General features: G+C 65.9%; 25 protein-coding genes. 10 read left to right on the top strand and 15 right to left on the bottom strand.

Annotated elements, in window-relative coordinates; genetic code table 11:
* Positions 1 to 115 precede the first annotated feature (115 nt).
* The 4 genes from KW830_RS20965 (at position 116) to KW830_RS20950 (ending at position 3,063) form a co-directional block, all read left to right on the top strand.
* Positions 116 to 700 (top strand): peptidylprolyl isomerase, encoded by a 585-nt coding sequence (locus KW830_RS20965; RefSeq protein WP_218334302.1) that lies wholly within the window; start codon positions 116 to 118, stop codon positions 698 to 700.
* A gap of 51 nt (positions 701 to 751) precedes the next feature.
* Positions 752 to 1,279 carry a peptidylprolyl isomerase gene (locus tag KW830_RS20960; protein ID WP_066538950.1) on the top strand — a complete coding sequence of 176 codons (528 nt, stop codon included), beginning with the start codon at positions 752 to 754 and terminating at the stop codon, positions 1,277 to 1,279.
* 138 nt (positions 1,280 to 1,417) lie between these two features.
* On the top strand, positions 1,418 to 2,218 hold the full coding sequence (locus tag KW830_RS20955; protein ID WP_370626166.1) for a UDP-2,3-diacylglucosamine diphosphatase: 801 nt from the start codon (positions 1,418 to 1,420) through the stop codon (positions 2,216 to 2,218).
* A gap of 8 nt (positions 2,219 to 2,226) precedes the next feature.
* A complete protein-coding gene (locus tag KW830_RS20950; protein WP_066538953.1) occupies positions 2,227 to 3,063 on the top strand; it encodes a zinc-dependent peptidase in 837 nt (278 codons plus the stop codon).
* Between the two features lie 49 nt (positions 3,064 to 3,112).
* Here the strand turns inward: KW830_RS20950 and KW830_RS20945 are convergent, their stop codons facing one another.
* From KW830_RS20945 to KW830_RS20935, 3 genes are all read right to left on the bottom strand, one after another.
* Positions 3,113 to 4,060 carry a LysR family transcriptional regulator gene (locus tag KW830_RS20945; RefSeq protein ID WP_218334300.1) on the bottom strand — a complete coding sequence of 316 codons (948 nt, stop codon included), beginning with the start codon at positions 4,058 to 4,060 and terminating at the stop codon, positions 3,113 to 3,115.
* A 21-nt stretch (positions 4,061 to 4,081) separates the two neighbouring features.
* Positions 4,082 to 5,056, bottom strand: a complete 975-nt coding sequence (locus KW830_RS20940) for a quinone oxidoreductase (RefSeq protein ID WP_066539473.1) — start codon at positions 5,054 to 5,056, stop codon at positions 4,082 to 4,084.
* Positions 5,057 to 5,381: 325 nt separating this feature from the next.
* On the bottom strand, positions 5,382 to 6,320 hold the full coding sequence (locus KW830_RS20935; RefSeq protein ID WP_255578933.1) for a helix-turn-helix domain-containing protein: 939 nt from the start codon (positions 6,318 to 6,320) through the stop codon (positions 5,382 to 5,384).
* A gap of 145 nt (positions 6,321 to 6,465) precedes the next feature.
* On the opposite strand from KW830_RS20935, the gene KW830_RS20930 reads away from it, so the two are divergent.
* The gene (locus KW830_RS20930) at positions 6,466 to 7,338 is read left to right on the top strand and encodes an MBL fold metallo-hydrolase (RefSeq protein ID WP_255578932.1); all 873 of its coding nucleotides are present in this window, start codon (positions 6,466 to 6,468) and stop codon (positions 7,336 to 7,338) included.
* 35 nt (positions 7,339 to 7,373) lie between these two features.
* Here the strand turns inward: KW830_RS20930 and KW830_RS20925 are convergent, their stop codons facing one another.
* From KW830_RS20925 to KW830_RS20895, 7 genes are all read right to left on the bottom strand, one after another.
* Positions 7,374 to 8,048 (bottom strand): alpha/beta hydrolase, encoded by a 675-nt coding sequence (locus KW830_RS20925; RefSeq protein WP_218334298.1) that lies wholly within the window; start codon positions 8,046 to 8,048, stop codon positions 7,374 to 7,376.
* 29 nt (positions 8,049 to 8,077) lie between these two features.
* On the bottom strand, positions 8,078 to 8,956 hold the full coding sequence (locus KW830_RS20920; protein WP_218334297.1) for a class III extradiol ring-cleavage dioxygenase: 879 nt from the start codon (positions 8,954 to 8,956) through the stop codon (positions 8,078 to 8,080).
* A 191-nt stretch (positions 8,957 to 9,147) separates the two neighbouring features.
* Positions 9,148 to 9,573 carry a hypothetical protein gene (locus KW830_RS20915; protein ID WP_218334296.1) on the bottom strand — a complete coding sequence of 142 codons (426 nt, stop codon included), beginning with the start codon at positions 9,571 to 9,573 and terminating at the stop codon, positions 9,148 to 9,150.
* A 150-nt stretch (positions 9,574 to 9,723) separates the two neighbouring features.
* A complete protein-coding gene (arfB, locus tag KW830_RS20910) occupies positions 9,724 to 10,128 on the bottom strand; it encodes an alternative ribosome rescue aminoacyl-tRNA hydrolase ArfB (RefSeq protein ID WP_218334295.1) in 405 nt (134 codons plus the stop codon).
* A 13-nt stretch (positions 10,129 to 10,141) separates the two neighbouring features.
* Positions 10,142 to 11,098, bottom strand: a complete 957-nt coding sequence (locus KW830_RS20905; protein WP_227657863.1) for an alpha/beta fold hydrolase — start codon at positions 11,096 to 11,098, stop codon at positions 10,142 to 10,144.
* A gap of 36 nt (positions 11,099 to 11,134) precedes the next feature.
* Positions 11,135 to 11,593 carry a type II 3-dehydroquinate dehydratase gene (aroQ, locus tag KW830_RS20900; protein WP_066538965.1) on the bottom strand — a complete coding sequence of 153 codons (459 nt, stop codon included), beginning with the start codon at positions 11,591 to 11,593 and terminating at the stop codon, positions 11,135 to 11,137.
* Positions 11,594 to 11,897: 304 nt separating this feature from the next.
* The gene (locus KW830_RS20895) at positions 11,898 to 12,239 is read right to left on the bottom strand and encodes a hypothetical protein (RefSeq protein ID WP_066538967.1); all 342 of its coding nucleotides are present in this window, start codon (positions 12,237 to 12,239) and stop codon (positions 11,898 to 11,900) included.
* A gap of 239 nt (positions 12,240 to 12,478) precedes the next feature.
* Between KW830_RS20895 and KW830_RS20890 the strand changes: the two genes are divergently transcribed.
* Positions 12,479 to 14,293, top strand: coding sequence for a glutamine--tRNA ligase/YqeY domain fusion protein (locus KW830_RS20890; protein WP_218334294.1), 1,815 nt, complete (start codon positions 12,479 to 12,481; stop codon positions 14,291 to 14,293).
* Positions 14,294 to 14,485: 192 nt separating this feature from the next.
* On the opposite strand, the gene KW830_RS20885 is transcribed toward KW830_RS20890, so the two are convergent.
* The gene (locus KW830_RS20885) at positions 14,486 to 14,857 is read right to left on the bottom strand and encodes an oxidoreductase (protein ID WP_192334389.1); all 372 of its coding nucleotides are present in this window, start codon (positions 14,855 to 14,857) and stop codon (positions 14,486 to 14,488) included.
* 237 nt (positions 14,858 to 15,094) lie between these two features.
* Positions 15,095 to 16,264 (bottom strand): acyltransferase, encoded by a 1,170-nt coding sequence (locus KW830_RS20880; protein ID WP_218334293.1) that lies wholly within the window; start codon positions 16,262 to 16,264, stop codon positions 15,095 to 15,097.
* 260 nt (positions 16,265 to 16,524) lie between these two features.
* On the opposite strand from KW830_RS20880, the gene KW830_RS20875 reads away from it, so the two are divergent.
* Complete coding sequence (locus KW830_RS20875) at positions 16,525 to 17,406, top strand: M23 family metallopeptidase (RefSeq protein ID WP_066538975.1); 882 nt, start codon at positions 16,525 to 16,527, stop codon at positions 17,404 to 17,406.
* Positions 17,407 to 17,656: 250 nt separating this feature from the next.
* Here the strand turns inward: KW830_RS20875 and KW830_RS20870 are convergent, their stop codons facing one another.
* Complete coding sequence (locus tag KW830_RS20870) at positions 17,657 to 18,208, bottom strand: DUF2242 domain-containing protein (RefSeq protein ID WP_370626167.1); 552 nt, start codon at positions 18,206 to 18,208, stop codon at positions 17,657 to 17,659.
* 563 nt (positions 18,209 to 18,771) lie between these two features.
* Between KW830_RS20870 and KW830_RS20865 the strand changes: the two genes are divergently transcribed.
* Positions 18,772 to 19,521 carry a DUF4377 domain-containing protein gene (locus KW830_RS20865; RefSeq protein WP_370551345.1) on the top strand — a complete coding sequence of 250 codons (750 nt, stop codon included), beginning with the start codon at positions 18,772 to 18,774 and terminating at the stop codon, positions 19,519 to 19,521.
* Between the two features lie 379 nt (positions 19,522 to 19,900).
* Here the strand turns inward: KW830_RS20865 and KW830_RS20860 are convergent, their stop codons facing one another.
* The gene (locus KW830_RS20860; protein WP_066538981.1) at positions 19,901 to 20,239 is read right to left on the bottom strand and encodes a hypothetical protein; all 339 of its coding nucleotides are present in this window, start codon (positions 20,237 to 20,239) and stop codon (positions 19,901 to 19,903) included.
* Positions 20,240 to 20,737: 498 nt separating this feature from the next.
* Entirely contained in the window at positions 20,738 to 21,628 is an 891-nt protein-coding gene (gene rarD / locus KW830_RS20855) for an EamA family transporter RarD (RefSeq protein ID WP_192334385.1), read from the bottom strand.
* Between the two features lie 82 nt (positions 21,629 to 21,710).
* Here rarD and KW830_RS20850 point away from each other — a divergent pair, with 82 nt between their 5' ends.
* On the top strand, positions 21,711 to 23,024 hold the full coding sequence (locus KW830_RS20850) for an MFS transporter (RefSeq protein ID WP_218334291.1): 1,314 nt from the start codon (positions 21,711 to 21,713) through the stop codon (positions 23,022 to 23,024).
* 338 nt (positions 23,025 to 23,362) lie between these two features.
* A complete protein-coding gene (locus KW830_RS20845) occupies positions 23,363 to 24,949 on the top strand; it encodes a flavin monoamine oxidase family protein (protein ID WP_218334290.1) in 1,587 nt (528 codons plus the stop codon).
* Positions 24,950 to 24,955 lie beyond the last annotated feature (6 nt).

The following is a 24,955-nucleotide window of genomic DNA, read 5'->3' as shown; positions in this document are numbered from 1 at the left end:
CCCCAACTGACTGAACACCACCAGCACCGGTGGCTGGCCGGCGCCCCGTGCGCTACGCGCCCCTGCTGGCAGACTCCCTGCTTTTTTTGTTTGTTTGCCTTTTCGGAGCATTCCCATGTTTTCCCGTAGAAAAGTCGCTCTCACGCTTGCTGCATCTGTACTGACAGCGGGCATTTTTGCTGCGCCCACCTGGGCGCAGAACGGCCCTCCCCGTGTCAAGCTGGCAACAAGCCTGGGCGATATCGTGCTGGAACTGAACCCCGGCGCCGCCCCCAAGACGGTGGAGAACTTCCTGCTGTACGTGAACGACAAGCACTACGACGGCACCATCTTTCACCGCGTGATCGACGGCTTCATGATCCAGGGCGGCGGCTTTACCGCCGACATGCAGCAAAAGGCCACGCGTGCGCCCATCCCGCTGGAAGCCAAGAACGGCCTGAAGAACGACAAGTACACCATCGCCATGGCCCGTACCGGCAACCCCAACTCGGCCACGGCGCAGTTCTTCATCAACGTCGCCAACAACGACTCGCTCAATGCCCCCAAGCCCGATGGCTACGGCTATGCCGTGTTCGGCAAGGTGGTCGAAGGCACCGAGACCGTGGAGAAAATCCGCACGGTGATTACGGGCACCCGTGGCATGCACCAGAATGTGCCCACCACGCCGGTCACCATCACCTCGGCCACCGTGCTGCGCTGACCCGCACCGGCATCCCCCCTCACCCCCTTTAGATTCAAGATTGGACACGCCATGAGCAACCCACAAGTCGAACTGCACATCACCATCAACGTGGCCGACACCGCCACCCCCGGCGTGATCACGCTGGAACTGGACGCAGTGAACGCCCCCAAGTCCACGGAAAACTTCCTGAACTACGTGAACCAAGGCTTCTACAACGGCACGATCTTCCACCGCGTGATCAAGAACTTCATGATCCAGGGCGGCGGCTTTGCGGCTGACATGAAGCAAAAGGAAACCGCGGCACCCATCGAGAACGAAGCCAAGAACGGCCTGAAGAACGACAAGTACACCATCGCTATGGCCCGTACCAGCGATCCGCACAGCGCCACGGCCCAGTTCTTCATCAACACCGTGGACAACAGCTTCCTGAACCACACCGCCCCCACCGGCCAAGGCTGGGGCTATGCCGTGTTCGGCAAGGTGGTCAAGGGCGAAGACGTGATCGACGCCATCAAGAAGGTGCGCACCACCCGCAAGGGCTTCCACGACGACGTGCCTTTTGACGCCGTGGTGATCGACAAGGCCGTGGCCCTCTGATCCCCCTGGGCCGCTGCGCGGCTTACCTCCATGGGAGGACAGCCCGTGCTGCGGGACGGCCCTTGCGGGCTGCCGCGCACATGGGCTCCGCCAGCTGCACAGGCTGGCGCGCAGCGGCCGGAATCACTGATTCTTCGAGTGAATTCAGATCCCCGTACGACCGTGCCCCCGGTGGCGCAGCTGCAGGCTGCGCCCACCTGGCGCACGGTCGATGTCATTTCGGACCTGCACCTGCAGCCCTCGGAGCCGCAGACCGTGCAGGCCTGGCGCGACTATCTGGCGCACACCCCCGCCGATGCCGTGTTCCTGCTGGGCGACCTGTTTGAAGTCTGGGTGGGCGACGACGCGCTGGATGAGCCGGGCAGCTTTGAGGCCGAATGCGCCGCAATCCTGCAACAAGCCGCCGCACAGCGGCCGCTGTTCTTCATGGTCGGCAACCGCGACTTTCTGGCCGGCGATCTGCTGATGCAGCGCACCGGCATGACCGCCCTGGCCGACCCTACCGTGCTGGTCTGGGGCGAGCGCCGCATCCTGCTCAGCCATGGCGATGCGCTGTGCCTGGACGATGTGGAATACCAGCAGTTCCGCACCCTGTCGCGCTCTGCCGCCTGGCAGCAGCAGGTGCTGGCCCAGCCGCTGGCCGTGCGCCGTGCCATCGGCAAATCCGCCCGCACGGAAAGCGAACAACGCAAGCAGGCCGGTGCCCCCTACGCCGACGCCGATGCGCAGATGACCGCCACCTGGATGGATGCCGCCCTGGCCCACTGGCTGGTACACGGCCACACCCACCAGCCTGCCGACCATGCGCTGGACGGCCACCGCTGGCGCATTGTCACCAGCGACTGGCACATCGATGCCGACACCCAGCGCAGCGAAGTGCTGCGCCTGACCCCCGCCGGCTGGCAGCGCCTGTCTCCGCAGGCGGCCTGCGCCGGCTGAGGCATTGCATGGACTGGCAGCGCGTTCTCCCCACCTGGGCCCGCCGCGCAGCCGTGCGCGCGGGTGCACTGCCTCCCGCACCGGTACCGGCCGCACTGTGGCAGGCCACCGTCGCCACCTACCCCTTCCTGGAACGCCTCACGCCCGCCGAAGACGCCCACCTGCAACAGCTGGTGGCGCATTTCCTGCAGCGCAAGGAGTTTTCCGGCGCCCATGGCCTGGTCATCACCGACGCCATGGCCGTGGCCATTGCCGCCCAGGCCTGTGTGCTGCTGCTGTATTTCGGCGAACCCGCTGACGCCCTGCGCTGGTACGACGACTTTGTTGGCATCGTCGTGCATGCGGACGACGTGGTGGCCCGCCGCAAGGTGGTGGACGAAGCGGGTGTGGTACACCACTACCGGGAAGAGCTGATGGGCGAAGCCATGGAAGGCGGCCCCGTCATGCTGAGCTGGGCCGCCGTGCAGCCCGGCCACGCCGCCCATGGCGGCCACACCAATGTGGTGATCCATGAATTCGCCCACAAGCTGGACATGCACGACGGCCACGCCAACGGCTGCCCGCCCTTGCCCCGGGGGTTCATGGGCCATACCAGTGCCAGCGCCGCCCGCCAGGCCTGGAGCGCCGTCTGGGGTGATGCCTACGAACGCTTTCGCGATCTGGTCATCCGCCATGAACGCTTTGGCCAGCCGGCTCCCTGGCTGGATGCCTACGGGGCCGAAGCCCCGGCCGAGTTCTTTGCCGTGGCCTGTGAAGGCTACTGGGTGGACCGCGAACGCATGGCCGAGGAACTGCCCACCGTAGTCCATGCGCTGGACGCCTTCTTTGGGCGCCTGGCCCGCTGACGCTGACGTTGGCGGCCTGTGTGCAGCCACAGTTTGGCCTGCGGCCGGGTTACGACGCCCCGGCATGGCGCCAGGGCACGGCCGCAAAGCGCTCGCTGATCCACTGCCTGAACGCCGCCAAGGCCGCTGTCTGGTACTGCCCTGAGGGGCGGACCAGATAGATGCCACCGGCCTCGCCCAGCGTCCACTCGGGCAGCACACGCACCAGCGCCCCAGACTGCACGGCAGGCAGCAGATGCCAGTCACTGCCCGCAACAATGCCCACCCCCTGCAGCGCCGCATGCAGCAACGCCTCGTTGTCATTGCTGCGCATGGAGCCGGTGACGCGCAGCGACTGGCGGGTCGGGGCAGCTCCTTGCCGGTCGGCCTGCACCAGGGTCCATTCCGGAAAGGACAGCAAGCCGGTATAGCCCAGGCAGTTGTGCCGGGCCAGATCCGCTGGACTGGCGGGCGCCGGGCACCGCGCCAGGTAGGCGGCCGATGCGCACAGGATCCGGTACTGGTCGCACAGCCGCGTTGCCACCAGGCCGCTGTCGGGCAGATTGCCAATGCGGATGGCGGCATCGAAACGCTCGCCCACCACATCCACGATGCGCTCGCTGTATTCCACCTCCAGCACCACCTCCGGGTAGGCCAGGGCAAAACCGGCCACCATGGGACTGATCCAGCGCCGCCCCATGGTGGCAGGCAGGGCCAGGCGCAGCCGTCCGCGCACCTCGGTGGCCCCTTGCGCCGCTTCCCGCTCGGCATCCCGTATCCAGCTGGCCGCCTGGCGCACCTTTTCCACCAATTGCAGGCCTTCGCGGGTGAGACTCAGCCTGCGTGTGGTGCGCTCGACCAGGCGCACGCCCAGCCTGCGCTCCAGCGCCTGGATCCGCTTGGACAGGACCGACGGATGGCGCTCCAGCACCCGGGCAGCGGCCGCAAACGAGTGCTGCTCCGACAGCGCCAGCAGGGTGGCGAGCTCATCCGTGTGCTGGCTGTCGGGCATTTCCATGGCGTGCGTTGAATGTGAATATCAGGGGTTGAGAATGATCGCGCCTTGGGAGCGCCCGTGCTCCAGGTCCGCATGCGCCAGGGCCGCATCGGCCAGTGCGTAACTTTTCCAGATCTGCGGCGTGAGTATGCCGCTGGCCACGGCGTCCAGCACGTCCCGGGCCCGGCTCTGGTATTCCTCGGCGGACGCCGTGTGCGCCGCCAGGGAAGGCCGCGTCAGGAACAGCGAGCCCTTGGCATTGAGCACACCCACCTCGACGGCAGGCGGCAGCCCCGATGTGGCCCCGAACGACACCATCAGCCCGCGGGGACGCAGGCAGTCCAGCGAGGCGGCAAACGTGTCCCGCCCAATGGGGTCGTACACCACATCCACCTTGCGCCCCTGCGTGGCCTGCGCCACCTGGGACGCAAGGGTCTGCGCGTCAAAGACAAAGACGGCATGGCAGCCGCTGGCCTCGGCCCGCGCCACGCTGGCCGGCTTGGACACCACACCCAGCACCTGCGCCCCCAGATGGCGAGCCCAGGCGCACAGCAACTGCCCCAGCGCCCCGGCGGCGCCATAGACCAGCACCGTGGAGCCCGGGCGAACCTGGCCGGTGGTCTTCAGCAGGTACTGGGCAGTGATGCCCTTGAACAGCACCGCTGCCGCGGCGTCGTTGCTGAGGGTGTCCGGCAGACGCACCAGCCGGTCCGCCGGAAACAGCCGTGCACTGGCATAGGCCCCCAAAGGGCCGGTGGCGTAGGCTACCCTGTCCCCGACCTGCACGCTGGACACCCCAGCCCCCACCGCCGTCACCCGCCCCGCACCTTCCAACCCCAGTCCGGACGGCAGTGGGATGGGCACGGCCCCTTTGCGCTGGCTGACATCCAGCGGATTGACGCCGATGGACGTCTGCTCCAGACAGACTTCTCCCGGGCCGGGCGCTGCAAGCTCCATGCTCTCCAGCTGCATCACTTCAGGGGCTCCGGTGCTGTGCACACGAATGGCAATGGCCATGGCTGTTTCCTTCAATGGAATGAAAAAAGCCATGGTATTCATGCACATGCAGCGCCACAATCCATGCAGATGCAGATCACCACTGCACTGCATGCATTAATCAAAAGAGCCGCGGCGCCCCGGCTCGGGCACAAGGCAGCGAAGACTGCTACGACGACGGCAGCGGTGGTGGCGGCAGATGCCGCCCGCCCCCTCCTCTTTGGAGGAGGCTGTACGCCGCGGTCGCATTCATAGAGTTTCAGAACGTTGCCTAACCAACCTGCTGCAGGCAGGCTGCACCCTAGCGCCCGAGGTGTTCCTTTGTCTCCAGCACGCAGCCCTTCACTCAGGCACGGGCGATGCGGTATGCCATGGGCGTCATGCCTGTCACCTGCCGGAAAGCGCGGATCAGACTGGCCTCGCTGGCAAAGCCCAGGTCCTCGGCAATCCGCTTCAGCGGTTGCCGGGTTTCACACAGGGCATCGGCCACCTGCCGCAGCTTGATGTGCCGCATCCACTGCGCGGCAGCCAGCCCGGTCTGCGCGCGCACCCGGCGTGCCAGGGTGCGTGGTGACACATGCAGCGTGTGGGCCAATGCCGCCAGACGCAGCTCGGCGGCGGCGGTGCGCTGCACCAGCATCCAGGCGCGGCGCAGGTTGTCGTCGGCCAGCGCCGTCAGCTCCAGGCCCGCGAACCGAGGATGCACCGCTGCCGGCCGGGGCAGCATTAGCAGGTTCTGCAGGTCGCGCAGCTCGGCCGGCGCCAGCTGTGCGGCCAGGGCCTGCTGCATCAGCGGCACATAGCCATGGGCTCCGGCCGCCGTCAGCACCGACTGCCCTTGCACCACGGCCTCGTCAAAGCGCCAGTCCACCCGGGGAAAGTGGGTGTGCAGCGCCTCGCGCAGCCACCAGGTGGCGGTGGCCGCCTCGCCGTGCAAACGCCCGCTGGCCGCCACCGGCACCACGCCGGCGCAATAGCTCCACAGCCGGGTCGCAGCAGGCAACTGCTGCAGGGCGCGCACCAGCGGGGTCAGTTGCTGCAAGGGGCGCTGCAGGTCGCTGGCGGACGACAGCCACAACCCGAGCACCAGCACCACATCGGCGGCCGCCGCGGCCAGCGTCACCGCGGGCTGCAGTCCCGGCCCCTGCCAGGTCGGCACCGGCTGCAGGTCCACCCCGGCCCACACCAGCTCGTACAGCGTGCGCTGCGCGCGCAGGTTGGCGGCGCGCACCATGTCGGCCACGGCAAACAGGCCACCCGGCACACAGCCAGGGTACAGCAGCAAGGCCAGGCGCGTGGGCCTGGGTGGTGAAACGGGCGGAGGCACAGCGCTTGGCATGAATTGCAAATAGATTGACCAATCTTGCCATTTTCAGCCACCTGGTGCCTGGGAACAATGCGCCCATGTTCCCACCGCCAAGGCGTCTTCCATGCTCATCACCCACTTGCGCAATGCCACCATCGTTCTGGAGTTCGAAAGCCAGGGCCGCCCCTTCGGCCTGCTGGTCGACCCCATGCTGGCGCCCCGCGCCACCCTGCCCGCGCTGCGCTACCTGCGGCTCACCGGCAAGGCCCGGCAGCGCAATCCCATCGCCGAGCTGCCAGACAACACCGAAGCCGTGCTGGAACGTGTGACCCATGCCCTCATCACCCACTGCCAGCGCGGCCACTTCGACCACCTGGACCGCGCCGGCAAGCGCTTTTTGCGCGAACGCCAGATTCCCGTGTTCTGCATGCCGCACGATGCCGCCTACCTGCACCAGCGCGGGCTGCAGACGGTGGCACTGGAAGGCCCATGGCGCCAGTCCTGGCCGCTGGGCGGGCAGATCACCCCGGTCCCCTGCGTGCACGGCCGGGGCTGGGTGGGTCGGTTGATGGAGCACGGCCACGGCTACCTGCTGGAGCTGCCAGGCAACCCGTCCGTCTACCTGGCGGGCGACACCGTGCTGACCCCCGCCGTGCGTGACTGCCTGCAGCGGCTGCAGCGGCTGCAGCCCGGTGTGGCCGTACTGCCCGCCGGCGGCGCCCGCTTTGACCTGGGTGGCGAGATCCTGATGGATGCCCACGACATGGTGCGGGCTGCGGCCTGCTGGCCCGGCCAGTTGGTGGTCAACCACCTGGAAGCGCTGGACCACTGTCCCACCACCCGCGCCCAGGTGCACGCGCTGGCAGCCGAACACGGACTGGGCGGCCGCCTGTGGGTGCCGGAAGATGGGGCACAGCGCGTGTACACAGATACATGTGCCATCCCGGCACCGGAAGTTGCAGGGCGGCCGGCCCTTGCGTCCGCGCAAGCGGCCTGAGCCCCCTGCAGTGCAGACCTGCTGCGGTGCGGTGCTTACGCGGCGGCCGTCAGGCCCTGCAGCCACTGCACGCAGTCGCGCAGTTCGTCGGGGTGGATGGTGTGGGCGCAGGGGTACTCGTGGTAGCGCAGCTGCACCGGCAACGGCTCCAGCCGGGCACGGGTCAGGTGGGCGCTGGTCAGCGGAATCACGTTGTCCTGCGTACCGTGGCTCAGCCACACCTGGCGGCCTGCCAGTTGCGCGGGCGGCACCTGCAGCGGCAGCACCTCGGACAGCAGGCGGCTGTGCCATACACAGATGGCGTGCAGCAACGCGGGCTGGGTCAGCAGCAGGCTCAGGCTCATGATGCCGCCCTGGCTGAAGCCGCCCACCACCACGCGTTCGGGCGGAACGCCCAGTTGTTCGGCGGCCTGCCGCACGGTCTGGGCCACCAGGGCGCGGCTGTGCTGCTCCTGGTCGGCCGCAATGGTGCGGCTGCCGTCTGGGTTGACGCTGAACTGGAACCAGGCGAACGCATCCGGCCCCATGGCGTACGGCGCCTGCAGGCTAAGCACGTGGAACTGGGGTGGCACATAGGGCGCCAGGCTGAACAGGTCCTGGGCACTGCTGCCCACGCCGTGCATCAGCACTAGCAGCCAGGCCTGTTCCGGTGCGGCCTGGGCGGGGCGGATATAGCCATTCAGCGGCAGTTGGAGTGCGGGGGTGTCCATGGGTGGTCCTTGCTGAAAATGTCCGGGCTTCACTGTAATGGCGCAGCGGCCGCGTGCTCACCTGCAGGCACATCCTGCAACGCAAAACTGTCCATGGCCAGCATGCCGTACTGCACTTCACGGCTCAGGTAGCTGGCCGTGGTGCCCGGTCCACCGGCACCCAGCGCAAAGAACAGCGGCAGGAAATGGTCATCCGTCGGGTGGGCGCGCCGCGCCTGTGGGGCCTGCTCCAGCCAGTCCAGCAGCGCGGCGGTATCGCGCGCGGTGATGCGCTCCTCGATCCAGCGGCTGAAAGGCTGCACATAGTCCAGCCGGCCGCCGCTTTGCCCGGTGACAAAGTCGCGCAGATTGTGCGTCATGCTGCCCGATCCCACCAGCAGCACCCCGGCATCGCGCAGGGGGCGCAGGGCCTGGCCCAGGGCGTAGACCGCCGCCGCATCCGCATCGGCTGGCAGCGACAGCTGCACCACGGGAACGTCGGCCTGCGGGAAGAGGTGCATCAACGGCACCCAGGCACCGTGGTCCATCGGGCGCTCGGGGTTCAGCACCGGCTGCTGGCCGGCGGCCTGCAACAGTTGCGCCACCTGCTGTGCCAGCAAGGGGGCGCCCGGGGCCGGGTACTGCAGGCTGTAGAGCACGCGGGGAAAACCGCCAAAGTCGTGCCAAGTCTCGGGCTGCAGCGCCGCCATCACCTCCAGCCCCCGGCTCATCCAGTGCGGCGACATCACCACCACCCCGCGCAGCTGCGGGTACTCCGCGCGCAGCGCGCTGCCCCAGCGCTGCAGGGCCGGTCCGGTATCCCCGGGCTCGACGGCAAACATGGGCGAACCGTGGGAGACAAACAAGGCGGGCAGGCGCTGTACAGGCATGTCAGCGGCGGGGGACAGATTCGGCAAAGAGGTGGTCATGGCAAGGCTTTCCTACAGGGGCCGCCGCTGCGCTGTGCGCAGCCAACGGCCTACCCAGTGAATGTAGGGGCGCGGCCACTGTTGCACTAGCCGCCATTACTGCCACATATTGTTCTGAAATTGAATTCAATAGACCGCAGTGTGTCCGGCGCCAGGGTTAGGGCCTGCCCGTTGCACGCCGGGCGGCGGATTCAGGGCAGTTGTGCCACAAACACCGACAGACAGGGCACCGCGTCGTCCGCCATGTCCTTGTCGGAAGCCTGGCCCCACTGCGGGTTGCACCAGTCGCCATGGACGATGCGCTCCGCAATTGCCATGGGGGTCGCTTCGTGCTGGAGGGCTATGCGAAACGGCAGGCGGCCATGCGCGGCGGACACCAGGCTGAACCGCAGTTGCCGGGTCTGCGCGTCATGCCAGCAATAGAACAGCATGGGCGCATGCCCCTCCGCCACCAGTCGCCGCCGCCGCGCTTCCAGCACCTGGCCGACAAAATGGGCGACGTCTTCAGGACGCAGGTCCGAAGCCGCGTCGTCGTCCGGAGAAAAGCTCCACATATTGGCCAAGGCCTCGTGGTGGATGTCGTCCAGGTCGACGACGATGGCGTCATCCTCGGCCATGGCAAGCCTTCTCTTCACGATCGGTACGTCAGTCATTGCGCAGTGAAAGCCCGTGTGCCCGTATGGGGCGGTGTAGACATGCAGGGGGCGGATAGGCACATTTTTTCCCGCTGTGCGCGCTTCTGGCGCGCTGCTGCAGCACGGACCGCGTCAGAACTGCAGTTTCTGCCGCCCGGCCTTGGTTTCCCCGGCGCGTTTCTTGCCATCCACGCGGCGCTGCTGGCTGGCGCGGGTCGGCCGGGTGGCCTTGCGGGTCTTGGGGGTGTGGGCGGCTTCGGCCAGCAGCTCGCGCAGGCGCTGCAATGCGTCTTGCAGATTGCGTTCCTGCGTGCGATGGGCCTGGGCCTTGATGACCACCACCCCGTCCAGCGTGAAGCGCTGGTCATGGCCGCAGCGCGCCAGCAGGCGCTCCTTGAGGAGATCAGGCAGCGAAGACGCGGCCACATCGAAGCGCAGGTGCACGGCGCTGGAGACCTTGTTCACATTCTGACCGCCCGCCCCCTGGGCGCGGATGGCGGTCCAGGTGACTTCGTCCTCGTGCAGCTGCCAGCGCATGGTCCCAGGCCTCTCAGGCCTCCACCGGCTGCGGGCCCGCCAGAATGGGCAACAGCAGGGCGTGCACGGCCTCCGGGGCTTCGTACTGCACCCAGTGGCCTGCATCGGGCACGCGGTGCATGCCCTGGAAATTGCGGGCACTGGTGGCCAGCAAGGTTTCCACCTCGTCCAGCAGCTTGGGGTAGAGGGCATCGCGCTCGGCATAGATGGCGGTGACCGGGCAGGTCACTTTCAGCAGCGACTTGACCAGAATGTCGGTGCTGGAGATGCGGCGGCGCGGCAAGCGGTCGCGCTGCACATTGGCCACATGCAGGGCCACGGTATCGCGGGTGATCTTTTTCAGATCGCACAGCATCAGCTCCCCCAGGTTGTAGACATGGGTCTGCAGCTGGGCATAGGGCGACTTCAGATGGCGCCAGCCCTTGAGCTGGAACGGGTGCTTGGCGCTCAGACCGATGCCGGGGGCGCCCACGATCACCAGTTGCTGCACCACATGCGGATGGGCGGCAGCCAGCATGCCGGCCGTCATGCCGCCGAACGAGAAGCCCACCAGCTGCACCGGCTGCAGCGGAAAGCGCTCCTGCAGCATCTGCGCCAGGGTGTCGAGCATGCCGTCGGCGTCATGGGCACCGGCCACGGCGTCCGAATCGCCAAAGCCCGGCAAATCCACCGCCCACACGTCGTGGCCGGCTTCGGTCAGCGGGATGATGCTGCGCACCCAGTGCGTCCAGCTGCCGCTGCCGCCATGGAACAACACCACCGGCGGCTGGCCATTGGGCTCGGCCGGGCTCCAGTGGTGCAGCACCGTGTGCCCATTGGCATGGGGGTGCTCCACCCGCTCCCCCTTGGCCAGCACCTTGCGGGCTTCGATGGACTGCAGCTGGCCGGCGGCCATGGCGGTCATGGCTTCCGGAAAATCGGCCCAGCCCAGCTCGGGCAGGTTGTCATCGCGTTCAAATGTCTCAAGCACAGCGCACTCTCAGAGGGGGGATTCGGATCAGGAGGTTCAGCCTGCTGCGGACCACTGGGCCACGGCATCGATGGCCAGCGCATAGCCCTGCACGCCCAGGCCGCACACCACCGCGCGTGCCACCGGCGACAGATAGGAGTGGTGGCGGAAGGCCTCGCGCGCAAACACGTTGGTGATGTGCAGCTCCAGCAGCGCCACGCCCGTGCCCTTGACGGCATCCATCAACGCCACGCTGGTGTGGGTGAAGGCCCCGGCGTTGAACACCAGGCCCGCCAGCTGGCCTTGCGCATGCAGGCGGCCGGCTTCGTGGATCCAGTCGATCAGCTGGCCTTCGTGGTTGCTTTGGTGAAAGCGCAATGCCAGGCCATGGCGGGCACAGGCGGCCTCGCACAAGGCCTGCACATCGGCCAAGGTGTCAGCACCATAGATGGCAGGTTCCCGTGTGCCCAGCAGGTTCAGATTGGGGCCATTGAGAACAAAGACGGTTTTTTGCATGCAAACACTCCAGCGACTGCCGCCGATTATGCGGCGCCACTCCAGGGCGATCGGTGCTGGTGATGACAGTTTTTCGACAATTGCGGACACTTCGACGGCGAAGCAGCCGCGACCGCCACCAACTCTAGGCATAAACCCTAGTTTGTCTGTATCTGCAGCCAACCTGGCGCTGTGCGCAAGCCATGCGGCGCAGCCAAAAACAAACCCCATGCCGGCGATCGCAGGCATGGGGCCAGATACAAAAACGGCCCGGCCCCGCCACCCGGTGTATCAGTAGGCGACGGGAACGGAAATTTTCTGAAGCTCAGCGGCGGTAATCGTGGCCATGGCCACGGTAACCCCGGTCATAACCGCGGTCGTGGTGGCGGTGGTGGTGCCAGCCGCGGGGGGGTGGAGGCGGCGGCGCCCACAGCATGACGGGCGGCGGTGCATACACCACGCGCGGCGGCGGTGCGTAATAGCGCGGCGGCGGTGCCACATACACCGGTTGCGGCGCCATGTAGACGGGCGGCGGGCCATAGACCACGGGGGGACCGGCATTGATGCCCACAGACCAGCTGATATTGCCACCGGCCTGGGCCGTGCCCACCGAGCCAGCCAATGCGGCGGCAGCGACGATCAGGGCGGGGATGGGATTTTTCCACATATGTTGTATCTCCTCGTTCTGCGGGGGAGGAAGGGTGGCTGCGGCACAGGCCACACACCCTGCTTGCAGATTTAACGTGGCAGGCCTGTTTTTGGATGTCAGCATTCCTGCTACTTTTGTGACTTAACGTTTCTTGACGTTGGAGGCACCAGTCACACCACCCCGCGCCCTTGTGCAGACCCGGGCATGGCGCGCAGGCAACGCTGCAGTGGCGGCCAGCCGCCTACAATGACGCCCCTATGAGCACCCCCGTCAATACCACCAGCAATGCGCCGGAAGTGGTCAAACCCACCAACTTCCTGCGCCAAATCATCGAAGCCGACCTGGAAAAAGGCACCTACGCCCAGCGCCACTGGGGTGGCACGCCGGGCGATGCGCAGCACCACCAGCAAGGCCAGGTGGACGAGGCCAAGATCCGCACCCGCTTCCCGCCCGAGCCCAACGGCTATCTGCACGTGGGCCACGCCAAGTCCATCTGCCTGAACTTTGGTCTGGCACGCGACTTTGGCGGCGTGTGCCACCTGCGCTTTGACGACACCAACCCGGAAAAAGAAGACCAGGAATATGTGGACAGCATCAAGGATGCCGTCCAGTGGCTGGGCTTTGACTGGAAGGACCCCCAGGGCAACAGCAATCTGTACTTCGCCAGCAACTATTTCGACTTCATGTACCGCTGCGCCGTGTACCTGATCGAGCAGGGCCTGGCCTATGTGGACGAGCAATCGGCCGAGGACATGAAGGCCAACCGCGGCGACTTCACCCGCCCCGGCGTGAACAGCCCGTTCCGCGACCGCAGCGTGGCCGACAACCTGGCCCGCTTTGCCGACATGAAGGCCGGCAAGCTGGCCGATGGCGCAGCCGTGCTGCGCGCCAAGATCGATATGGCCGCCCCCAACATCAATCTGCGTGACCCAGCGATCTACCGCGTGCGCCATGCCGAGCACCACAACACCGGCAACCAGTGGTGCATCTACCCGATGTACACGTTCGCCCACCCGATCGAGGATGCGTACGAGCACATCACCCACTCCATCTGCACCCTGGAGTTCGAAGACCAGCGCCCGTTCTACGACTGGCTGCTGGACCACCTGCGCGCCGGCGGCCTGATCGATGCCCCCCAGCCGCGCCAGTATGAGTTCGCCCGCCTGAACCTGACCTATGTGGTCACCAGCAAGCGCAAGCTCAAGCACCTGGTGGACAGCGGTACGCTGACCGGCTGGGACGACCCCCGCATGCCCACCATCGTCGGCTTGCGCCGCCGGGGCTACACCCCTGCGTCCATCCGCAATTTCTGCGAACGCATCGGCGTGACCAAGGACTACAGCTGGATCGACTACGCCACACTGGACGGCTGCCTGCGCGAAGACCTCGAGAACCAGGCCCACCGCGCCATGGTGGTGCTGGACCCTGTCAAGCTGGAGCTCACCAACTGGGCCGAGGTGTTTGGCAGTGCCGACCATCTGGAACAGTGCCAACTGCCGGCCCTGCCCCACCACGGCGACGAGCCGGTCACGGCACCGGACCGCCACTTCACCCTGGGCCGCGAGGTCTGGATCGAGCGCGAAGACTTTGCCGAAGTTCCCCCCAAGGGCTACAAGCGCCTGTTCCCCGGCAACAAGGTGCGCCTGAAGGGCGGCTACGTGATCGAATGCACCGGTGCCGAGAAGGACGCCGACGGCAACGTGACCAAGGTGCTGGCCACCGTGGTGCCCGACACCAAGAGCGGCACCCCCGGCGCCGACAGCGTCAAGGTCAAGGCGGCCATCACCTGGGTGGGCGTGCAGGACGGGCTGCAAGCGGAAGTGCGTCTGTACGACCGCCTGTTCACCGATGCCCAGCCCGATGCCGGCGGCAAGGACTATCTGGCCCTGCTGAACCCCGACAGCCTCAAGGTCGTGACCGCCTATGTGGAACCTTCGCTCAAGGCGGCCCAGCCCGACGACAAATTCCAGTTCGAGCGCTTTGGCTACTTTGTGGCCGACCGCAAGGACCACAGCGCGGCCCACCCGGTGTTCAACAAGATCACCGGCCTGAAGGACTCCTGGGGCAAGTAAGCGCCCCCGCGCCTGCCTGAAAGGCTGCCATCCGGCAGCCTTTTTTCTGGGGTGAACCAGGCAGTGCGCGGCGCACACGCGAACTGGCGGCAGACCGCCAAGCAAAAAGGACTGCCCAGGCAGTCCTTTTCGATGGTGGCGGATGGTAGCGGATGCATCCGGTGCACCGACAACCGGCACGGCACGCCAATTTCAGGCGTATTCCATATTCCCGTGCTTGCTGGCCACCAGGCGGCCGGCAGACAGCGACATCATCAGCATCGCAATCGATTCGTGCACGATCAGGGTGTGGGTGTTGTCCGTGTCCACCATGTTGCTGCGCAGGATCTCACGCACGCTGGGCGCACCGGAGACATCGATGATGATGTCCACCGTGTGGTCCACCAGCTCCATGAAATTGGTGGTGACATGCACGCCGTGCTGGCGCGCCAGGGCGATACCGGGCTGGTTCAGGTCCAGGTCGGCCACACCGCGCACCTGCACAAACGGTGCATTCAACAACTGCTGCAACAAAGGGGTACCGGTCTCGCCGGCGCCAATCACCACGATCTGGAACATCTGCATGGGGCAACCCATCCTTTCAAAAAGCACTGCCCCATCATAAAAAGCCTGCTGCCCGCCGCAGTACCAGTGCCACGGGGGAATGCAAAGCCTCTGCGCCAGATCAACAAGCCCGCGTGCGGCACACCCGCCCGGCAGCACCGGCCTTGCGGGCGCCACGCCATGTGGTCGGCATGCTCTGCCCAGCGTATCGATTGGAAAGTTGGCAGGTCCGTACCGACCGCCGGGTGTGCACCGGCTTCAGATCAGGTTCAGCGCCACGGCTGCACCCACCCCCATGGTGCCGGCCTGCCAGCGCAGCAGTTCCAGCCAGCTGGCACTCTGGGTTTCCACATAGCGGTAGAGCAGATGGCCGGCAGCCACCGACAGGCCCACCGCCAGCACCAGCCCGATACTGTTGATGAACGCGCCTTCGGGCCACAGCATGTGCCACACGGCATTCACCAGCAGGCAGATGCTGAAGTGGATCAGGAACACGGAGTACGACATCTGGCCCAGCTGCTGCAGCGGGGACCAGCGCCATTGCAGCAGGCGATCAGACCAGGACACCGCTCCGGCCAGCGCCAGCACCAGGGCCGTGGTCAGCGCCAGGGCAATGCGGGTGCGCCATTCGATCCACAGCGCCACAGCGCCCAGCACCAGCATGGCCGCCGCCCAGACCCAGCGGCCCATGGGGCGCGGGCTGTGTGCTGCCCACCAGGCCATCATGCCCAGACCGTAGGCACCAAAGAAATAGATGGCCCAGTTGTCCAGACCGCTGTCCAGATTCCAGTCCCACAGCGATGCCGCCACCAGCACCACGATGCCGGCCTGCACCAGGGTCAGCGGCCAGCGGCTGGCAGCTGGCACCGCTGCGGCACCGCCCTTCGCGGCAGATTTGGCGGCCAACGGCGCCTGTGCCAGGCGGTGGCAGGCCCAGATCCACAGCGCGGCAGCGGCGTAGAGCTGGAAGTCGATGGCCACATACCAGACGCCTGCAGACAGGGACTCCCAGCCCCCCACGCCATGCAGCAGGAACAGGTGGGCCAGCAGCTGGGCCCAGGAGGGGGCGGCCGACATGGAATCGTGTTCGAACCCCATGTTGCGCACCAGCTCTGTGAGCAGAATGGTCACAGCCAGCGCTGCGGCAAAAGGCAGCACCAGGCGCACAAAGCGCTTGCCCAGCAACGGAAGCAGCTGGGCATGGCGCGTCAACCCCTGCGGTGCCAGACCGGCTGCGGCCAGGTAGCCGCCCAGCACCAGGAACACCTGCACCGCCATGCGCGCATAGTCGAACAGCCAGTCCATCAACAGGGTCGCCACCGGCTTGACCACATCCGACATCGGCCCATAGAAGGCCAGATGGTGGCAAACGATCAGCAGGCAGGCGAACCCTTTGGCCTGGTCAAGCCAGGCATTTCTGGAGGACATGGATAGGGAGTGCGCAAAAGCGGCAGAAAAAGCAGCAGGCCGTTCAAATGCCGGCCTGCTTGTGTTAGCTCAACGTTCCAGACCATATTCCCGTTGACAGACGGTGGCGGCAGCTTGCGCCATCCACTATTGCCAGCGCATGCCATCCGCAGCCCCGACCACCTGCCCAACCCCATGGCTGCGCCAGGAATTGCTGCAGCCACGCCGGGCGCGCTTCACAATGCCCACATCCCTCCCCACATTACGTCCTGCACCACCGCATGTCTGCTGCACCGCTCCATTTCAGCCACCTTCCCTCCCGCCGCCGTGCCATGCAAGCCCTGGCGGGCATGGGTGCGCTGGCCGCACTCCCTTTTCCCACCCTGGCTGCCGCTGACAATGGACTGTGGCCCCAGGACAGCCGCGTCCCCGGCGGCGTGGCACGCCTGTCACTGGGCCCGGCCCCCCAACGCCCCCAGGTACGCTCCGGCGATGTGCCGGTGCTCGTGCTGGGCGACATGATCGAGTGGACGGCGGTGGTGGGCATCCCCCTGTCCACCAAACCTGGCTCCCATACGGTGCAGGTGCAGGACGGCGCACGTGAGCGCACACTGCGCTACCAGGTGCAGGACAAGAAATACACCGAGCAGCGGTTGAAGGTCTCCCCCAAGACCGTGGACCTGGCGCCCGACGATCTGGCCCGCCACGAGCGCGAACGCGCCCACCAGCAGACCATCATGGAGCGTTTCAGCGCCCCGCCGCCCGATCTGGGGCCACTGCGCATGCAGCAGCCCGTGCCCGGCCGGCGCAGCAGCAGCTTTGGCCTGCGCCGCATCTTCAACGGCCAGGCACGCAATCCCCACAGCGGCATGGACATTGCGGCCGCCACGGGCACGCCCATCGTGGCACCGTTGCTCGGCACGGTGGTGGATGTGGGCGACTACTTCTTCAACGGAGGTACCGTGTGGCTGGACCACGGTGCCGGCCTGCTGAGCATGTACTGCCACCTGAGCCGCACCGACTGCAAGGTCGGCGATGTGCTGCGCACCGGCGATCGCTTCTGCCAGGTGGGCGCCACCGGCCGCGTGACGGGCCCGCACCTGCACTGGGGCGTGATGCTGAACCGCACCATGGTGGACCCGGCCTTGTTCCTGGCTGCCTGACAGCGCCCTGCTTTTCCACCGGCACCACGGACAAGGAGGGTACCGTGGCCCATCGCCGTCGGCCTGCGCGCACGAAGGAGGGTCTCCCTTCGAAAGCAACCGAAGCCACTCAGCGGAGCCTGTGCCTGCAACGGCAGTCACCGCGTTGCCGGCACAGGCAAGATGCGCCGACCTGAAAAGATTTTTTCAACTTATCCCGCCGCATTGTCTGCAGCAGGATGGTGCACAGCGGCGGCGCGCGCGCCAGGTGTCAAGGTTTTTTCGAACTGGCCGATTCGACAGAGGAGAGCGTTCCATCTGCCACGTCCACCAGCAGATAGCGCCGCATCAACTCGAAAAAGCTCTCGTAGAAACGCTCCGACTGGATAGTTTCACTGCCGACCTTGATCATGGAGTCGTGCCCCGCCGAGAACGGCAGCGACAGCGAGCCCAGTGCACTGACCCCCACGCTGGCCGAATTGCTGGCCTTGCGCAGGGCGTAGGTGTCTTGCAAGGCGGTGACAAAACCCACGCTCAGCTTGCCATCGGCCGACTCGGCAGCGCACACCACACGGATGTGCATCTGCAGATGGCGTTCTGCCTCGGGCTGGAAGTTCTTGTTGCCTTCCACCAGGTCCTTGCGGCTGGTGTCGATGATGTAGCCCTGGCTCAGCAAGGCGCGCCGCGCCGCTTCGCAGGTCTGCTCGGCCCGCGCATCGAACATGCGGGAGAAGGTGGCAGCCGACGTGAAGCTCTCCTGCGGCGGCAGCGTCTGCAGCGTGGAGCTGCCCCCGCACCCTGCCAGCATGGCGGCTGTCGCCATGGCCATTACCCATCCCGCCTTGGCTGCGGGCCCTTGTATTTGCCCAGTTGCTCTCATCCGCACCCCATGCACTCCATATCGCGCTGCATGCGGTATGCATGCAAACCTGCGGTGAGTTGGCTGCACAGGACTTCCAGAAGGCTCCACGCTGCAACCCGGCCACGAGAGGCCATCACACGCTCCAGGCAGGCCATTTTATCTCGCCCACGATGGCGCCCAGACAGGAGGGCCGATGGCACGCAAGGTTCCCTCCATGTGCGCCATCCGCCGCAATACATTTGTTTGCCATTTACGTGGAATACACGCACAAACCAGATACACGACTGGGCGAAGATCACGATATCGTCTGACACAGCAAGGGCGGCTGCTGCGACGCTGCGGCACCAAACCGCCTACGAGACTGAACTTCCGTCCATTCACCCTGTCCCATCACTGTGAAACATTTGACACCCTCTTCCCATGCGCTGCGCGCCCCATGGCAACCTGTCGCGGTCGCAAGCCTGTGCCTGGGTCTGCTGGCCGGTTGCGCCCAGCCCTTGGCTTCATCTTCCTCCGCTTCTCCTGTGACACAAACCCGTCCTGCTCCATCGCAAGCGCCCTCCGCCGCCCGCATTCTGAGCGGCCACCACTGGCTGCTGCAGCGCGCCAGCACGGCCCAGGGCGCGGAGCAGGCAGGCTGGAGGCCCAGCGGCCCGGGCGTGGAAGGCAAGGATGTGCAGCTGGACTTCACCAGCGAAGGCATGTTGAGCGTGCACAACCTGTGCAACCAGCTGGCCGGCCGCTACACGCTGGACGGCAACCGCATCCTGGTGGAACAGCTGGTGTCCACCATGCGCGCCTGCAACAACCGTTCGCTGATGGAACTGGAGCAACGCGTGGCACAGCGCCTGGCCCAGCTCGACAGCTGGCAGCTGCGTACGGCCGAAGGTCCTGCCGCCCCCACGCTGACCCTGACCTTCAAGGACGGCGGTCGCTGGGAGCTGCAGGGCAAGCCCACGCCCGCCACGCTGTACGGCAGCGAAGGCGTGCGCGAGTTCCTGGAAGTGGCACCGCAACGTGAAGCCTGCAGCGGCGTGGCCCCCATGCAGTGCCTCAAGGTGCGCTCGGTCCAGTACGACAGTCGCGGCCTGAAGACCGAAGTCGGCCCCTGGCAGCTGTTCTATACCGAGATCGAAGGCTACCGCCATGAACCCGGTGTGCGTAACGTGCTGCGCGTGCAACGCTACGAACGCAAGCAGGTTCCGGCCGATGCCTCGCGCTATGTCTATGTGCTGGACATGGTGGTGGAGTCGGAAATCGTCAAACCACGCTGACTACGGATCCGCACGCGCCGCCATCCAGCGGCCTGCGTCGCCATCGCAGCCCTCTCAAAAGCCATGCAGTGCCCCTGCATGGCTTTTCTTTGGGCACAGCTTTTTGCCGAGGTTCGGCATGGGTGTGCACCAGGTTCACAGGCCCGGTGACGAGACATCACGGCCGGAACGTTGACAGCGGGGCGGCAGACAGACAGCACGCAAACAAAACACCGACCACACGCAGACAAAAAAACGGCTGCACGGTAGGCAGCCATAACCCCGATTTCAATTTCCCTCTCTCCTGTCTGCTCCCCCGGCGGCAAAGAACGCAGCGTGCATCCGCCTGGCCTGCGGGAATTCAGCTCCCGGCCCCGCCCACCAGCGGGGCAACCCGCTATCAGTTGAAACGGAACTTGCCGTCCACAAACATGGAAGCGCGGTGGCCACGCTCGCTCTGGTCGTCGGCATAGGACCAGAATGCCTTGACCGTGCCGTTTTCGGTATCGATGAGCTGGCTCACGGTGAAACCGGTCTTTTCGATCCAGTTCAGGAAGTGCAGCGTGTCGGACAGTTGCAGATAGCTCAGGCGTTCATGCCCTTGCGTGATGTTACCGTTCTTGTCGCGCACCCTCCAGTGCAGATCCCCCCGCACGGTGTAACGGACTTCGGCAGTGCTTTCAGGGAAGTCGATGACGGCTTCACGACCCAGGAGTGCGCCGATGTATTGCATTGTCATGATGGTCTGCCTCTGTCGTTGTATCGGTTGAGCGCGGTATGTCGAAAACGCCTTTGCTATGGAATTGATTGTTCAATAGCCCACCCCATGGACATGTAGGAATAGTCAGCATGATCGGGAAGTCAGACTGCCAGCGCCAGATCGCCCTCACTTTCCTACATTCCCGCCGAACGGTTTCCGGTACCGATCCATGGCGTTTCACCGCCGGCGACTGCGGATGCCAATGCTGCTGGGACTGCCGCCAGGCACCAAGCGCACCGGTCCAGAAAAATCACCGAGGCAGAACGCACCTGCCCACAGCGCTCGCCCCTCCAAGGCGCTGCCCGGACTTATGCCCACTGCGTGTGGGCGCCCTTGTGGATAACTTGCCTGTAAACCGGCCCAGGCCACGCCCAGCATGGCTTTGGCGCCATTGCCCGTTTTTTCATCACATCCGGCACGCGATGCCACCGGCCCGGCAGGCCGCCCCTTCGACCCAGCGTGCAAGAACGGCCGTGTCTACACCACTTTCCGGAGGCGCTCCTGCCGCAGCTGTACCACCGCTTCCACCACCAGCACCGCCACCGCCGCAAAGATGGCGATATACAGCGGCTGCTGCCCGGGCGCCAGCTGCTCACCCAGCAACAGCGCCACCAGGGCCAGCAGCGCCGGCTCCACATAGGACAGCAAACCGAACAAGCCCATGGGCAGCCAGCGACTGGCCAGCATGTACAGCGCCAGACCGGCCGCACTGACCACCCCCAGCAGCGGCAGCATGGCCTGCAGATGCGATGCAGACTGCCACACCAGCAGGCCCGACGGCGCACGGGCCATGAACCACAGCGCGGCCGGCACCAGCAGCGCCATGTCCAGCCAATGCCCGCCCAGGTTGTCTGTGCCCAGCTTGCGGCGCAGCGCAAAATAGACCGGGTAGCCCAGGCAGACGATCCCCGTTTCCAGCGCCAGCCCGCCCGCGCGCCACAGCTCCCACGCCACGCCCAGACTGGCCAGCACCGCAGCCAGCATCTGCGGACGGGTCAGGCGTTCCTGAAACAGCAAGCGCCCTGCCAGCACCAGGATCAGCGGCAGCAGAAAATAGCCCAGCGACACCGGCAGGGCCTTGCCGTGCAATGGTGCCCACATGAAAAGCCACAGCTGCACCCCCAGCAATGCAGCGCTGGCCAGCAGCCCCAGCACCAGCGACGGCTGGGCGCGCACCCGGGCGACCATCGCCTTCAACTGTCCCTGCTCCTGCAGCAGCCACAGCAGTGCCGTGGTGAACGGCAAGGTGACCACCACGCGCCAGCCAAAGATCTGCTCGCCGTCCAGCGGAGCCAGCCAGGGCGCCATGGCATACAGCAGCCCGAACATCACTGAAGCCAGCACCGATGCCAGCACACCCTTGACCATGCCTATCCCCCTTGCAAGCCGCGCATTGTCGGCCATGGCATGCACCTGGCATGACGCGCAGGTGGCGGCATGGTGCAGACAGATGCGCCAGAATGCAGCGCTTGTGCCTTCCTCGACGGGTCTCCCCTTGTCTTCTACCGCCCCCACCCCGGTGCACGGCAGCGCGCTGCGCCAGCCGGGCTTTGTTCCCTTTCTCGCTGCCCGCATGCTGGGCTTCTTCGCCCAGCAGATGCAGGCCATCGTCGTGGCCTGGCAGGTCTATGACATCACCCGCGATCCGCTGTCGCTGGCCCTGGTGGGACTGGCGCAGTTCCTGCCCATGCTGCTGCTGCTGGTGCCTGCCGGGGATCTGAGCGACCGCATGAGCCGCAAGCGCATCCTGGCCGTCAGCTGGAGCGTGGCAGCCTTGTGCGCCGGTCTGCTGCTGTGGCTGACCACGCTGGGCGAACATGGGGTGGGCGGCATCTACGCCGTGCTGGTGCTGTTTGGCTGCAGCCGCGCCTTCACCAGCCCGGCCATGCAAAGCCTGCTGCCCCAGATCGTGCCGCGCGAACACCTGGCCCAGGCCCTGGCGACCAACAGCATGCTGATGCGCACCTCGGCCATTGCCGCCCCCATGCTGGGCGGCCTGCTGTATGGCCTGGGTGGCGGCGAGTTGACCTATGCTGTGTGTGCCGTCGCCCTGGTGCTGGGCGTGCTGCTGCTGGCGGTGGTGCCCGTGCGCTACGCGGCGCCACGCCAGCCGCTGGAAGGCACGATGTGGCAGCGCGCCGCAGAAGGCATCCGCTTCATCCGCAGCCGTCCCATCGTGCTGGGCACCATCTCGCTGGATCTGTTTGCCGTGCTGCTGGGCGGCGTGGTGGCGCTGCTGCCGGTGTATGCCAAGGAAATGCTGCACACCGGTCCCGAAGGGCTGGGCATGCTGCGCTCATCGATGGCCGTGGGCGAGGTGGCCATGGGCCTGTGGCTCAGCACCCGCCCCATCCAGCGCCATGTGGGCAAGGTGATGTTTGCGGCCGTGGCCGTGTTTGGCATGGCCAACCTGATCTTCTCGCTGTCGCACTGGTTCTGGCTGTCGCTGGCCTGCCTGGCGGTGGCTGGTGCTGCGGACATGGTCAGCGTTTACATCCGCTCGGCCCTGGTGCAATTCTCCACGCCCGACGCCATGCGCGGCCGGGTGAATGCGGTGAACATGCTGTTCATCAGCTCCAGCAACGAGCTGGGCGAGTTCCGCGCCGGTGCCATGGCATCGGCCATTGGTGCCGTGCCGGCGGCCATTGCCGGCAGCCTGTGCACGCTGGGGGTGGTGGGCACCTGGATGCGGGTGTTCGAGCCCTTGCGCACAGTGGACCGGCTGGAAGACGCTGCCCGCTCCAGCAGCCACCCTTCCGCGTGAACCACCGCTGCTTGCAGCGCTCGCTGCAGGTCCTGGGGCCGTAGCCGCATCCCACCACCAGCCCGCTTCCGAGCGGGCTTTTTTGCGCCCCGCGCAGGCAGCGCAACGCGGCACGGCTCGACCAAAAACACATCAATTAACAAGTTCATACACTGGTTCACAAAGCTGCACCAAAGTAGCTTTTCGCATCACGGCATTGGTGCGCGCCACAACCATAGCGGTGCAAATTTAATAGCTGCATGCGCTTTCTGTATCTATCCAAGCTGGCATACGAGTTGCACTAGCCAAGGCGGTCTGCGTACTTCCCGCGCGGCCGTCAACAGAAAGCAAGCTGACCTATGCCAGAACAAAAAACTCCACTTACCAGACGGAAACTGCTCTCGATGATTGGCCAGGTGGCCGGTGGCTCGGTGATGTATCAGGCCATGACTTCCCTGGGCCATGCGGCCGAATCCAGCTACACCGGCCCCATCCAGCTGGGCAAGGCCAAGCCCGGGGCCTCCGTGGTGGTGCTGGGCGCCGGTCTGGCCGGCATGGTGGCCGCCGTGGAACTGCGCAACGCCGGCTACACGGTCACCGTGCTGGAATACCAGAACCGCGCGGGCGGCCGCGCCTGGACGCTGCGCGGTGGCGACAGCTTCACAGAGCTGGACGGCACCACGCAGACCGTGGGGTTTGCCAAGGGCAACTACCTGAACCCCGGCCCCTGGCGTGTTCCCCACAACCACCACGCCATGATGGACCTGTACCGCCGCTACGGCATCCAGCTGGACGTGTTCAACCAGGTCAACCACAACGCCTATGTGCACAGCAGCAAGGCGTTTGGCGGCAAGCCCCAGCGCTTCCGCCATGTCTCAACCGACTTCCGCGGCCATGTGTCGGAGCTGCTGGCCAAGGCCACCAACCAGGGCGCCCTGGATGCCGTGATCCGCAAGGAAGATGCCGAAAAGCTGCTGGCCGCGCTGAAGAGCTACGGCGCGCTGGACAAGGAATACCGCTACGCCGCCAGCCTGCACACCAGCGAATACCGCGGCTATGACATCGACCCGGGCGGCGGCCTGATGGACCGCGCCAAGGCCTCCCAGCCCATCGCCCTGCACGACGTCCTGCAGTCGAACCTGTGGTCGCAGATCGGCGCCGGCAACCTGACCGAATTCCACAGCACCATCTTCCAGCCCCATGGCGGCATGGACATGCTGCCCAAAGCCCTGGCCAAGGACCTGGGCCAGGCCATCCAGTACAACGCCCGCGTCACCCAGATTGCGCAGAACGACAAGGCCGTCACCGTCAGCTACACCCGCAACGGTGCGCCGCAGCAGGTCCAGGCCGACTGGTGCGTGTGCACGATTCCGGCCTCCATCCTCGCCCAGATGGACATCCAGGTCGGCGACACGATGCGCGCCGGCATCGAGGCCCTGCCCTACGGCAGCTCCATGAAGATCGGCCTGGAATTCAAGCGCCGCTTCTGGGAGGAGGATGAACGCATCTACGGCGGCATCACCAACACCGACCTGCCCATCCAGCAGATCTCCTACCCCTCCAACGACTACATGAGCGCCGGCCCCGCCGTGCTGCTGGGCGCCTACGCTTTCGAGAACACCAATGCCTACCGCTTCTCGTCGCTGACACCCAAGGAACGCATCCGCCTGGCCGTGGAATACGGCAGCCAGATCCACCCCCAGTACAAGCAGGAATTCCGCAACGGCGTCTCCGTGGCCTGGCACCGCATGGGCTGGATACAGGGCTGCTTTGGCGCCTGGAACGACACCTTGCGCGAACAGCACTACGACAACATGGCGCAGATCGACAACCGCCTGGTGCTGGCAGGCGAACACATCTCCTTCATCCCTGCTTGGCAGGAAGGTGCCGTGCTGTCGTCGCTGAACGCCGTGCAGCGCCTGCACGCCAAGGCTGCCGCCCTGTGAGCCGCC

Origin of the sequence: Comamonas sp. CMM03 (assembly GCF_019218715.1) — a bacterium.
Taxonomy (GTDB): Bacteria; Pseudomonadota; Gammaproteobacteria; order Burkholderiales; family Burkholderiaceae_C; genus Comamonas; species Comamonas terrigena.
The sequence above is the reverse complement of the archived record's forward strand: the minus strand, read 5'-3'. Positions and strand labels throughout refer to the sequence as shown.